This window comes from Bacillus sp. CR71, assembly GCF_003429245.1.
Lineage (GTDB): Bacteria > Bacillota > Bacilli > Bacillales > Bacillaceae_G > Bacillus_A > Bacillus_A thuringiensis_S.
Genome location: NZ_CP031748.1, coordinates 5,876,786 through 5,889,541, shown reverse-complemented (window position 1 = coordinate 5,889,541; position 12,756 = coordinate 5,876,786). Strand labels below are relative to the sequence as shown.

Here is a 12,756-nt window from a genome sequence, read left to right as displayed (position 1 = left end):
CCTTTTCCATACCGATCACACACCTTTTTCAGAGTAATGGTATCAGTATATCCAAGAATAAGAGATTACTTGCAAGTACATTTAAAGCCTTTTGCACCAGAACCCCTTTTTGTATATGCTTCAAAAGGAGGACTTTAATAAATCTAATAATTTATTCCTGTGACTCATCCTCATATCTGACACATTAGTTCATAGCTACATCTAGGGATCTATATACCCCTTTCAAATAAATGTAATATTTGCACCAGAACCTTATCTATTAAATATATACTTCCAAACGGCCTTAATCACTCCTACATTTGGCATATTATCCCTCCTTTGTATAAAATAAGTGTATCATTGTTGAGTTAATAAGAACAGTTTATTATTTAAATAGTATAAAAAATAAAAATACTTTATGTTTTTTGCTACATATATGATTTAGTCATATCATGTTTATATTTTAAATCTGTATCCCTTTGCTCCAAGTGCCCTTCAGTAAATTCATAAACCACGAAATTATTAATATACAATTTCAGGAAAATAACACTAAAACAAACTAAAAAGTCATATATATTAACCACTTCTCATTTAAAGTATTTTTCACAATCCGATAAATTCAAAAAAATCGAAATATATAAATATAACTAAACTAGTTTAACAGAAAAATTAATTTTTTAAAACCCTTTTTTTTCCATGGTTAATAATGTTAAAATTTAAATGTAGATAAACGTTAGTTAATATGAATATTCGAAGAGCGCAATTTATTTTATATTACTATAAAAAATGCTTTAAACATGTTTTTAATTTGCGATCAGTATTTGTTAAATAATAGTTTAGTATGAACCTGCATTTAACACTCTTACATATAGCTATACGGATATCTACACAAATAAATATTATAAAAATAAGAAATGAGGGATTATTGTGCTTGATATTATTAAAAACAGAAAAAAAGTTAAAGAAAACTTAGAATTACCTGATACTTTATTAGAAGAAGTTGAAGAACACTCAGCTATGGGTGGTATAAACACATGGAATACTACAGCTACTTCAACTTCTATCATTATCAGTGAAACATTTGGTAATAAAGGAAAGGTTTGTACTTACACAGTTGAATGTGTGAATAATTGTAGAGGTTAATTAAAAAATGAGAGTAATAATTTTTATTACTCTCATTATCTACTAAGAAAGGTTTCTATTAAAATAAAATGAAAAAAATTCCAGTTGTTTTACAACTCCAACAAACTGAATGTGGATTATGCTGTAGTAACATGATATTAAATTATTATGGCAGTCGAGAAACTATTTTCAACTTAAGAAATGAATTTGAGGTTGGAAGAGATGGGTTAAGCCTTAGTCAATTAAAACACTTGTTTTTGAAGAAAGGTTTTATCTCAAAAATTTACAAAGCTGATATTAGGGGACTTAAAAAACTTCAACTCCCTGCAATAATCTTTTGGGAAAACAAACATTTTGTCGTTTTAGAAGAGATTTCGGACAAAAAGATCAAAATTATTGATCCCGCTGAAGGTAAACGAAAACTTACCACCGATGAGTTTTTAAATAGTTTTTCACATTTGGTTCTAGAGGTAGTCCCAAGTAATGACTTTAAGCCACAATTTGCTGAAGAAGTAAAGCCTTGGGAGGGAATAAAACAATTAGTCATAAACAAACTATCTTTAACTATATTCATTATTTTAACAACAATAACCGTTTTACTACTCAATTTAATTATTCCATACCTCACGCAAAAAATTATAGATGGTGCTTTACTCGGGTCAGTATTTAATGATTTTTCTAGGATTATTTTAAGTCTCATACTTATATCTATATTGCACCTAACCCTATCAATTACAAGAGGATCTCTTATTATTAAACTGAACATCTTTTTAAGTGAAAAGCTTATGGGGAACACATTCCGTCATTTATTACGATTACCATTTAAATTTTTCGATTTAAGGTCTCCAGGTGATTTATTGTATAGACTGAATAGTCTTATTGGAGTAAGGGATTTAATTTCTAGTAGTTTAATACCAGGAATCGTTGATTTAGGTATGATGTTTGTTATTCTAATTTATTTGTCTTCAAAATCATACACAATTACACTTATCAGTTTAGGATTATTATTTTTTAACTTTTTAATTTTAAGTTTAAGTAGAGCCAAAGTTGCTGCAGCAGTAGACAATGAACTCGTTGAGCAAAGTAAAAGTCAGGCTATCCTGACTGAAATTCTATTTTCTAGTTTATTTATTAAAATTGCAGGGTTAGAAAATAAATTTTTTTCTAAGTGGGAACTTAGCTATAAGAAAAGTTTAGAGAAATTTAAATACCGTTCTCAGTTGCAAAATATAATAAACTCTTTATCTGGTAACTTTCAACTTATAGCTCCTGTCATAATCTTAGTAACAGGTATAATTTTATACCAAAATAATGCATTGACACTAGGTGAAATTGTGGCTATTCAAACTATTACAACAATGCTATTTAATCAATCTAGTTCGGTATTTTCTGCCTATACACAGCTTATTTTGACTTCATCTTATTTAAGAAGAGTGAGTGACATTACCGGAACCAAAATAGAGTCTTCTAATAATCTCATTAAAAATTTCGAAGTTAATGGAAATATAGAGTTAGAAGATGTTTATTTCTCATATACAAATATGAGCAATGATATTATCAAAAATATTAACTTATCTATTAATAGTGGTGAAAAAATTGCCATTGTTGGGAAATCCGGTTCTGGAAAAAGTACATTAGCAAAAATCATAGTTGGACTATATAAACATACCAAAGGAAATATCTACATAGATGGTCTGAATATCAATTCCATTGATCAAAGCATATTACATAAACAAATAGGTATTGTTCCACAAGATATTATGTTATTCAATAAAAGCATCTTTGAAAATATAACAATGGGAAATGAAAAATTCACATTAGAGGATGTGCAAGAGGCAGCAAAACTTGCAATGATTGATAAAGAAATCGAAAACATGCCTATGCAGTATAACACGGTAATAAGCGATATGGGCTTGAACTTATCAGGTGGTCAACGTCAGCGTATTTCTTTAGCTAGAGCTCTCATTAATAAACCACGAATATTAATTTTAGATGAGGCAACAAGCTCATTGGATCAAGAGAATGAGTTTAATATTATGGAGTATTTTAAAAAGATTAAGTGTACAGTAATTATTATAGCTCATCGACTTTCAACTATTATAGACGCCGACAAAATATATGTTATTGATGGTGGGAATATCATAGAGACTGGGACTCATCATGAATTAATGAATCAAGGTGGCTTCTATTATCACTTATATAATAAAAAAGGAGTAAGTGATTATGCCTATAATCAATAAACAAAACGAATTGAACAATTGTATGCAGTTGTATCCTGAATTACAAAGTAAAGAAGAACTAGAAGATTTAATTTATAGGGTTTCATCTACTACTATAGATGAACTCTATAAGCAAAGTAAAAATGATAGTGAAAATAAATTTAAATTTAAATCTCATAAACTAAATACTGAAGATGTAATTGATATAGGTATTTCATCAGATTTACCTTTTGGTTCATTTTGTAAATCTATCGTTATCGATCCTTTAAATCTCTTTTTCAAAGATTTAAAGAAAATTAAGATTATAAATGATTATACCTATTTCACAACAAATGTTGCCGATCAGCTAATCTCAAGAATATGGGAACTGTCATATAAAACTTTAATTGATGAATTAAAAACATTAAAAAATGAACAATTATTAATTGGAAAAACAGAAGAAGCGCGGTTCGCATACTTTCATGATGTTTTATTAAAAAATGATGAATATATAGAATATTTATTGGACGATAATCAACAATTATCAAGCACCTTACGTATCATCATAAACAGAACTTTAAAAAATATTTTAGCCATTTTACATAGAACACAAGCTGAATGGAATAACCTATTAAATCAATTTCATATAAATAATGATGCAAAACTTACTCTTATTGATGTAGGAATGGGAGATACTCATCAAGATGGAAAAACAGTTTGTACACTTCATTTTTCAGATGGTTCACGAATTATGTATAAGCCAAGAAATTTAGAGGTGGATCAAGCATTCCAAGATTTTTTGAAGTTTCTAAATACAAAGAGAATAACTGAATTTAATACTGTTAACTTTTTTTCTAGTAGTTCAGATGGGTGGATGGAATTCATTTCACAAAAAGAATGTACTGAAGAAAAGCAAATTAATGAATTTTACAAAAAGACTGGGCAGTACCTAGCCATACTATATATTTTAAATGCAAATGATATCCATTATGAAAATATTATTGCACACGGGGAAAATCCAATATTAATCGATTTAGAGTCTTTATTTGTTCCAAAACCTAATCATTATTTTGAGGAATTTGACAGCAGTTTTCAAAAGGCTCAAGAATTTTTAAACACATCTGTAAATAGTATTGCACTTCTGCCAACAGAAATAACCAGATCCATTGATGGTACTGATTTATATGCAGATTTAGGCGGTGTGAGTTTTAATAAGAAACAAATATCTCCCTATAAATCAGTGATATTAAACAACAAAAATTTAGAAAGCATGGATTTCTCTTTAAAAAATTTAGAATTAGAACCAAAACATAATAATCCTGTTTTAAATGGTACAACATTAGAAGCTTATGATTATATTCAAGACATTCAAGATGGATTCAAAAGCATGTATGAATGGGCTATTGAAAATAAAGAAGAATTAGTAAGTAAAATTCAACAATTATTTACTGGTAAAAGAATTCGATTCATCAATAAGAGCACTATGTTTTATTCAAAATTATTAGACATGTCAACATACCCTATCTTTAGTAAAAATTCTTTTTATAAGAAATTACTATTCCACAGAGTTGGTTTAGATGGATTTAAATCGGGACACCCTTTCTTAAAACACGAATATAATGATTTATTAAATATGGATGTTCCATATTTTTCTGCAATAACTAACACAAAAAACATCTATAATTCTAATGGTGATGATATCGGGGACATATTAAATGATACTCCTTTAGAACGTTGTTTAACAAAGATAAACAATTTATCCTTAACGGATCTTTCCAAACAACTAAAATTAATTGAAACGTCATTTTTAAATAAACGTAAAGGGCACGAAGATTGTACTAAAATCTCATTTGTACAAGAAAAATCTAATCACCCAAAATATACGATAAATTATCATTCCTATCTGAAAAGTGCTAAGAATATCGGCGATCATTTAATTAATGAAATGATTACCGCGGATGAAAATGGATATTGGATTGCTCCCTCTCTGGAAGGAGAACAAGAAAACATCTGGTCTCCAGGTCTCGTAAGTTTAGATTTATATAGTGGAAACGCTGGAATTTCAATATTTCTAGCTCAATTATATTCATGTACAGGTGAAATGAAATACAAGGATGCCGCTTATAAGGCAATTGAACCCATAAGAAAATTTATAACAGAATTAGAAGAAAATAGCCAACTACCTTTCCCTTTAGGAGTATTCTCTGGAACCTCCGGTTATCTTTATGCTCTTTATAAGACCGGTATTTTACTAGGAAATACTGAACTTGAAAATTTATTTTTTGATAATATTGATAAATTGAAAAGTTTTGTCATAAAGGATAAAACTTTTGATGTTATAGGTGGCGTAACAGGTACAATTCACATGTTATTAAATATTGCAGCTAATTGTCATGTTACTAAGAATAAAAATCACTTAATTCGCCTTTCTATCGAACTAGAAAAACATTTACATCAACATCCCGTATTTAAAGATCAAGGGAAAATTTACGCTGGTTTCTCTCATGGTATAGCAGGAATTATGTCATGCTATGCATTATTATACAAGAATACAAAAAAACCAATATACAAAAATATCGCTGTAGAATTAAGAGATAAATTAAATAATTTCTATTCTCCAGTTCAACAAAACTGGTATAACAGCAATCAAAATAATGATATTAGTAATGGTTGGTGTCATGGAGCTCCTGGTATACTACTCTCTTTCTTAATTTGTATGGAGTGCGGAATAGAAATAGATGATACTTATGTCAGAATTGCTATAAATAGTACAAAAGATAAAGCCTTAGGTAATAACATCACTTATTGTCATGGTGATTTGGGTACTTTATCTATACTTGAGAGATGCGCCAATCAATTAAATGATTCTGTTCTCTCTTCACAGGTCGAATTAACATTTGAATGTTTACACCAACAATATCTAAAAGAAATAGTTAGTAAAAATACAATTAGGCATTCATATTCGTTTAGCTTAATGATTGGTATTACCGGTGCTGGTCTAGCTTTAATTAATAAAGTGAATAAAATAAAAACTAATATTCTATGGATTAATTAATCCTCTCGTACTTGAAAGGAGGTGAAACATATGTTAAAAGAACAAAAATTAGAAAAAATCACAGGGCTTATCCCTGAATCAGAACTTGAAGAACATCTTTCAGGAGAAAGTAGCGGTGCAGGAACTCCAGCAATTGTTACTGCTATCAGTGCCGTCACTGCTGTAACTGCTCAATCTCCATGTCCAACATCTGCATGTTCAAAATCATGCAATAAATAGCTTAGATACATAAAAATTGTACCGATAATTTATGTATTAACCTATTCTATTTTAACTTTGAAAGGAAATGATGAATAATGCTAAAAGAACAAAAATTAGAAAAAATTACAGGGCTTATTCCTGAATCAGAACTTGAAGAACATCTTTCAGGAGAAAGTAGCGGTGCAGGAACTCCAGCAATTGTTACTGCTATCAGTGCCGTCACTGCTGTAACTGCTCAATCTCCATGTCCAACATCTGCATGTTCAAAATCATGCAATAAATAGCTTAGATACATAAAAATTGTACCGATAATTTATGTATTAACCTATTCTATTTTAACTTTGAAAGGAAATGATGAATAATGCTAAAAGAACAAAAATTAGAAAAAATTACAGGGCTTATTCCTGAATCAGAACTTGAAGAACATCTTTCAGGAGAAAGTAGCGGTGCAGGAACTCCAGCAATTGTTACTGCTATCAGTGCCGTCACTGCTGTAACTGCTCAATCTCCATGTCCAACATCTGCATGTTCAAAATCATGCAATAAGTAATAAGTAATAAAATAGATTGTTTCGATTCAAAAATCGAAACAATCTATTTATTAGGAGGAAAAACTGTGTACAAAAGAACCGTGGAAAAACACATAAAAGAATACGAGACTACTTTTGGAGATTTTTATAGACCAATATTATTGAATCTCGAAGATACAATTGAAGACTTACTCAATACATACAGTGAACAAATAAATGAAAAAGAAATAATTCTAAACGATATCATAAAATCTTTATTATATGAATTGAATAGAATTTCATTCAGAACTTTATTATATGAATTCCATTTAACTAAGGAGAGCACTGAAACAAATACCCAAGACCACCACTTCAAAAATTATATACAATTATTAAAGGATTCTAATTATATTACAATGATATTAGATAAATACGAACATTTAAACAAATTAATAAACAAAAAAATCAACTTCAAAATACAATTAATTAAAAATATTTTTGAAAGCTTTTCAAATGACAAATCTAAATTACAACAACATATAGACAATCAAATTCACACTATACATGGTATTGAGTTTAGCCATGGAGATTCGCATAATCAAGGTAAATCAGTAACCATTCTTCAAACTAATAGTGGAAAATTAGTATATAAACCTCATAATTTATATACTGACCAATGGTTTTATGATATTTTAAACGTTTTGAAAGAGGATATTAATATTGATATACCAGAAATCCCGCTATTTACTGTAGATGATTATGGATGGCAAGGTTTCATATCTCACAAACCATGTACTAACAAAGAAGAAATTTCAAATTATTATTATAGAATGGGAATATACTTATCCGTTTTTTATCTTCTTAAAACTGATGATATCCATTATGAAAATATTATGGCCTCTGGAGAATATCCTTTTATACTTGATTTGGAAACTATAGTCGCTAATAAAAAAATTCACTCCGATGAAGAAAAAGAATCTTTAATGTATACTTTCTTAGAATCTATAACTGACTCCGTCTTAGGAACAATGATTCTACCAGTAAACTATAAATTTTCACCATTTGACGTAGATATTTCTGCATTATCTACTAAAGAAGCCGAATCAAACATTTGGTTATCTTATGTTATAGAAGATGCAGGGACAGATAATATTCGACTAATAAAGCAGCCATCTCCACTAAATAAAAAAAATAATAAAGTCATGTTACATAATAAAGTAGCTAATCCTTTTGATTTTCTCAACAGTATTGAGAATGGATTTTCACATGGATATGATAGTATTTTAAAAAATAAACATAAAATTACAGAAATATGCCACTCAAATTTAGTAAATAAAATTCATGTAAGACATATCCCAAGGGCTACAAGTGTATATGCAAAGTTTTTAGATGCTTCTACGCATCCTACTTACCTTCGCAAAACAGAAACAGTAAATATGCTATTTAACAAATTCAAAAGAGGTACTTCCTTTACAGAAATAAAACAAGCTGAATCAGAAATATTAGCTTTATTTAACCATGATATTCCTTATTTTACTCAGCCGCTAATAAGTAAAAATCTTCACTGCAATGAAGTGAGTGTGATAAAAGATTATTTTCAAGACAGACCTATCGATTTAGTTCTTAACAGATTGAAAAATATGGATAAAAAAGATAAAGAAAAGCAAGTATACTACATAAAAATGTCAATGGTCACTGATGGAGGTGGTAGTCTTGCAAATATTCACGGAAATCAAGTTCTAGGTTTTCAAAATACAGAAATTGATAGTATTTTAAAAGAAGTTGGAAATGAATTAATTGATACAGCTATTATCTATAAAGATACTTGTACATGGATGATACATGAAGTAACAGATAACGAAAAAGTTTATATAGGTCCTCTTAATTATTCCCTATATGATGGTGCAGGATTACTTATTTTCTTACTGGAATTAGCTTCTTATAGTGATAATAAGAAATATTTACAATATGCTGAAATGGGCCTTAAAGGATTGGTTACTGACGTAGATCTAAGTAAAATAGATTCTTACTCAATCTTTCATGGACTTGGATCCTACCTTTATTTATATGCGAGATTTTATAATACTACACAAAAATCTGAGTACTACAATAAATTACTAGATGGTGTAAAAAATTTAAATATAACATACAAAAAAGATCTAAACATAGATTTTATTGGTGGGTTATCTGGAATGATAGTATTTCTAACAAATTGTTACAGAGCATATGGGGATGAAATTTTCTATAAAAAAGCACATGAGTTCGCTGAATTAATGATTTCCATTTATAAAGAGAAAACAGAATTCTTAAATGGCCTTGCTCACGGGCGTGCTGGCATTTCATTATCCTTGGCATCATTATATGAAATAAATAATGATGCCAAAATTAGTACTGAAGTTTATAAAGTCCTTAAACAAGAAAATCTTCATTTTAATTCTACTGATAATAACTGGACAGACTTAAGAGAATTTATTAATACTGAATCAGTATACTGGTGTCATGGAGCCCCAGGCATTTCATTAGCTAGAATGAAAACAATACAATACCTAGGCATAAATAATTTATTAAACAAAGATTTAACATGTGGCATTCGTAAGACCCTTCAAGATGGATTTTCTGATTATCATGATAGTAGCTTATGTCATGGAGTATTTGGTAACTTAGATATTTTAATAGAAATCAACAAATATAAAAAATGCGAAACTTTAAGACATTTTATTGATTCCACATTTTCTAATTATATCGATAACCTTACTAAGTTTGGATATCAATCTGGGATAAAAAACTCTTTACCTATTAACAACTTTATGCTCGGGAAATTTGGAATCGCTTATACTTTACTCAGATATAAGAATAATAAAATCCCATGTATATTATCTTTAGACATTTAAGTAATTATTATATGAAGGGAAGATATCTTGTGAGCATTGAAATTACTAATCTATCAAAAAGCTTTAATAAAAGAGAAAGAGTCTTAGACTCTATAAACATGAACATTAAAAATGGTGAAATAGTTGGGTTAGTTGGCCCTAACGGGGCAGGGAAAACTACATTAATGAAAATCATCTCAGGGCTCATTGTACAATATAGTGGTGAAATTAAGTTTTCTCAAGAAGAATATACTCAATTAGGTAGCTTAATTGAAAAACCAAAATATTTTCCTAATAAAAATGGTTACTATAATTTGAAATACTTTAGTGAGCTATATAGTGATAAAGATAATAATATTGAAGAAATTATACATTCTCTTCAAATGGAGAATTATTTATCTAAAAAGGTAAAGGATTATTCCTTAGGAATGAAGCAAAGACTGGGAATTGCTTTAGCATTGTTAAACAATCCAAATTATTTAATATTAGATGAACCAACTAATGGAATGGATCCTAATGGTATTAAAAGTATCTTAAAATATATAAAAGGGGTAACAAAGAAAAAAAATATAGGAGTTCTCTTATCTAGTCATATTTTAGATGATGTAGCGGATATTAGCGATCGGGTTTATCTAATTAACAAGGGGCAGATTATAGATGAATATTCTAGCTCAATTACTCCTGAAAAGACTATTAAATTTACTTTTAATCAAGAAACAATTATCGAGGCAAATAAGATTTTATCCTATTTCGGATTAGTAGAAAAGACATTAAATACAGTTTCATTGACTACCGATAAAGATTTAAACATATTGTTAGAAAAGTTAGGAGAAAAAAGCATTTATCCTCAAGGTATAAATGTAAAAAAAGATACTTTAGAAGACTTTTACTTTAAAAATATAGGAGCTGAGTAATATGAACTTTTCAAGCTATATTAGGCTGGAACTACTTAGGAATATAAGTACTGTATACCTTTATCTAGCTATTATTGCATCTTTTATTTTCGGGGGGGGAATAGTCTATTCTATTTATTCCTTAGATGGTCCATTTCATGCCCATAATGTTTCTGGTCTCTACTCAACCATCGCTGTTCTTGCATTAGCTATATTTTGTGTAAAAATCGTTTCTATAGATTTATATTATGGAACTATACAATTAATTTTTACGAATAAACAGAATAGACATCTGTTCCTTTATACAAGGTTAATCATTATAACTGTTATATCAATTCTATTTGGCATCGGATGTATATCCTTGCTCTGGATAAATGATATATTAAATCATCAAGGATTCAATTTACAAATCGTTTGCAACACATTATTCCATTATTTTTTATTCGGGATTTTTTACACACTTTTATTTTTATTAATTTCTATTTTCTATAAAAAGCCTATGAATCTTCTTATAATTGCATTCTTTACAATTGTACTTATACCAAGTATCATAGGAGCGATTTTAAATATTCCTGGCCTGTCTTCTATATTAAAAGAGGCAATTATGGCGTTGCCCATATATAGCTTGCCTACAAAGATAGCTAGCTTATCGTTAAGCATAACCGATATATTTGTAATTATCGGATTGAGTATTTGTTTGTTTGTCTGGATATTCTATACTCTTCCTAAAACTGATTATTAAAATTTATCCTTTTCAATCAAATCGCAACTATAAATGAGGGAATTTTATGAAAAAAGTAGTAGCTTACGTTGCTTCAAGGAATAACAGCAGTCGTTCTGTTACAATTACAGAAAACTTATTAACTGAACTAAAAAGGAGTTTGAATCATCGAATTAATACAACACTCATTACACCTCTCACACATAATGTGCACCCTCCAACGGGATGTAAAAATTGTTTCAATCAAGGGATTTGTCCCTCTGATTTTTTAACAAATGACGATACTAATTTAATAAAAAATGAGTTACTAGAAGCAGATCTTATTTTTCTAGTTAGTCCTGTTTATTCACATAATGTTTCTGGAGACATGAAAAATCTAATTGACAGAATCTCTTATTGGGCTCATATTTTTAAATTATCGGGCAAACCAATTATACTTTTGGCTTCTGCGGAAAGTAATGGGGCAAAATACGTTATTAATTATATGAACAGAGTATTTACTGCTATGGGAGCTACAATAATTGGGCAAGAAACGTTTTTAAATACAGTGGAAGATTCATACAAAGGGAAGGTTGATATTATTATAAATCTGTCAAAAAAAATCCTTTTAAAAAATGTTTTCTTATCCCCTACCGAGCAACAAGAAAATTTGTTTCAATACCTTAAACAAACTATTTCCACTTACAATAATGAACATTTCGAATATAAATATTGGTTACAAAATGGATTATTTAAAAAGAATAGTTTAGAGGAATACTTTATAGAACAACAAAAAAATTAATAATAAAATAGCCCTTTTGGGCTATTTTATTATTAATTACTTTTATTTTTTAAAATATTTTCCGACCACAAATCCTGCTGCTCCTCCAATTATAGCAGCTACGACACTGGAATATAATAATCCAAACACTACAGCAATTCCTAACGCAAACGCAAACGACTCTGACTTCATTAAAATCACCTTTCATATTTTAATTTATTCGAATAAAATGTTAAAATAGAATCAAATTATTTAACAAAGTTAACAACCTCTTATTTATTATTCTAATTCTAAATTACAAATTTTTCAAGGTTGCTTTCAAAATATTAATCTACTAAAAAATTGGGTTCTGGTGCAAAAGGCTTTAAATGCACTTGCAAGTAATCTCTTATTCTTGGATATACTGATACCATTACTCTGAAAAAGGTGTGTGATCGGTATGGAAAAGG

11 protein-coding genes are annotated in these 12,756 nt (G+C 28.9%); 10 read left to right on the top strand and 1 reads right to left on the bottom strand.

Annotated features, from left to right (window positions below):
* Positions 1-906: 906 nt before the first annotated feature.
* The 10 genes from DOS87_RS30435 (at position 907) to DOS87_RS29700 (ending at position 12,328) form a co-directional block, all read left to right on the top strand.
* Positions 907-1,122 (top strand): plantaricin C family lantibiotic, encoded by a 216-nt coding sequence (locus DOS87_RS30435; RefSeq protein ID WP_000884148.1) that lies wholly within the window; start codon positions 907-909, stop codon positions 1,120-1,122.
* Between the two features lie 68 nt (positions 1,123-1,190).
* On the top strand, positions 1,191-3,341 hold the full coding sequence (locus DOS87_RS29740; RefSeq protein ID WP_000723763.1) for a peptidase domain-containing ABC transporter: 2,151 nt from the start codon (positions 1,191-1,193) through the stop codon (positions 3,339-3,341).
* On the top strand, positions 3,325-6,354 hold the full coding sequence (locus DOS87_RS29735) for a type 2 lanthipeptide synthetase LanM family protein (protein WP_098831163.1): 3,030 nt from the start codon (positions 3,325-3,327) through the stop codon (positions 6,352-6,354). Before DOS87_RS29740 ends, DOS87_RS29735 begins: the two co-directional genes overlap by 17 nt.
* A gap of 30 nt (positions 6,355-6,384) precedes the next feature.
* A complete protein-coding gene (locus DOS87_RS29730; protein WP_000910756.1) occupies positions 6,385-6,573 on the top strand; it encodes a class II lanthipeptide, LchA2/BrtA2 family in 189 nt (62 codons plus the stop codon).
* Positions 6,574-6,650: 77 nt separating this feature from the next.
* Positions 6,651-6,839, top strand: a complete 189-nt coding sequence (locus DOS87_RS29725) for a class II lanthipeptide, LchA2/BrtA2 family (RefSeq protein WP_000910756.1) — start codon at positions 6,651-6,653, stop codon at positions 6,837-6,839.
* Positions 6,840-6,916: 77 nt separating this feature from the next.
* Positions 6,917-7,105 (top strand): class II lanthipeptide, LchA2/BrtA2 family, encoded by a 189-nt coding sequence (locus DOS87_RS29720; RefSeq protein WP_000910756.1) that lies wholly within the window; start codon positions 6,917-6,919, stop codon positions 7,103-7,105.
* A 65-nt stretch (positions 7,106-7,170) separates the two neighbouring features.
* Positions 7,171-9,954, top strand: a complete 2,784-nt coding sequence (locus DOS87_RS29715; RefSeq protein WP_180227749.1) for a type 2 lanthipeptide synthetase LanM family protein — start codon at positions 7,171-7,173, stop codon at positions 9,952-9,954.
* Positions 9,955-9,983: 29 nt separating this feature from the next.
* Positions 9,984-10,847, top strand: a complete 864-nt coding sequence (locus DOS87_RS29710; protein WP_157464238.1) for an ABC transporter ATP-binding protein — start codon at positions 9,984-9,986, stop codon at positions 10,845-10,847.
* 1 nt (position 10,848) lies between these two features.
* Positions 10,849-11,568, top strand: a complete 720-nt coding sequence (locus DOS87_RS29705) for a hypothetical protein (RefSeq protein ID WP_098578536.1) — start codon at positions 10,849-10,851, stop codon at positions 11,566-11,568.
* 46 nt (positions 11,569-11,614) lie between these two features.
* Positions 11,615-12,328 carry a flavodoxin family protein gene (locus DOS87_RS29700; RefSeq protein WP_000758153.1) on the top strand — a complete coding sequence of 238 codons (714 nt, stop codon included), beginning with the start codon at positions 11,615-11,617 and terminating at the stop codon, positions 12,326-12,328.
* A 42-nt stretch (positions 12,329-12,370) separates the two neighbouring features.
* On the opposite strand, the gene DOS87_RS30430 is transcribed toward DOS87_RS29700, so the two are convergent.
* Entirely contained in the window at positions 12,371-12,499 is a 129-nt protein-coding gene (locus DOS87_RS30430) for a hypothetical protein (RefSeq protein ID WP_257148896.1), read from the bottom strand.
* Between the last annotated feature and the right edge of the window lie 257 nt (positions 12,500-12,756).

What these genes read in the sequence shown, in the direction of transcription:
- DOS87_RS29720 (WP_000910756.1), top strand. Translation starts at nt 6,917, where the DNA reads ATGCTAAAAGAACAAAAATTAGAAAAAATTACAGGGCTTATTCCTGAA.
- DOS87_RS29700 (WP_000758153.1), top strand. Translation starts at nt 11,615, where the DNA reads ATGAAAAAAGTAGTAGCTTACGTTGCTTCAAGGAATAACAGCAGTCGT.
- DOS87_RS30430 (WP_257148896.1), bottom strand. Translation starts at nt 12,499, where the DNA reads ATGAAGTCAGAGTCGTTTGCGTTTGCGTTAGGAATTGCTGTAGTGTTT.
- DOS87_RS29725 (WP_000910756.1), top strand. Translation starts at nt 6,651, where the DNA reads ATGCTAAAAGAACAAAAATTAGAAAAAATTACAGGGCTTATTCCTGAA.
- DOS87_RS29705 (WP_098578536.1), top strand. Translation starts at nt 10,849, where the DNA reads ATGAACTTTTCAAGCTATATTAGGCTGGAACTACTTAGGAATATAAGT.
- DOS87_RS29730 (WP_000910756.1), top strand. Translation starts at nt 6,385, where the DNA reads ATGTTAAAAGAACAAAAATTAGAAAAAATCACAGGGCTTATCCCTGAA.
- DOS87_RS29740 (WP_000723763.1), top strand. Translation starts at nt 1,191, where the DNA reads ATGAAAAAAATTCCAGTTGTTTTACAACTCCAACAAACTGAATGTGGA.
- DOS87_RS29735 (WP_098831163.1), top strand. Translation starts at nt 3,325, where the DNA reads ATGCCTATAATCAATAAACAAAACGAATTGAACAATTGTATGCAGTTG.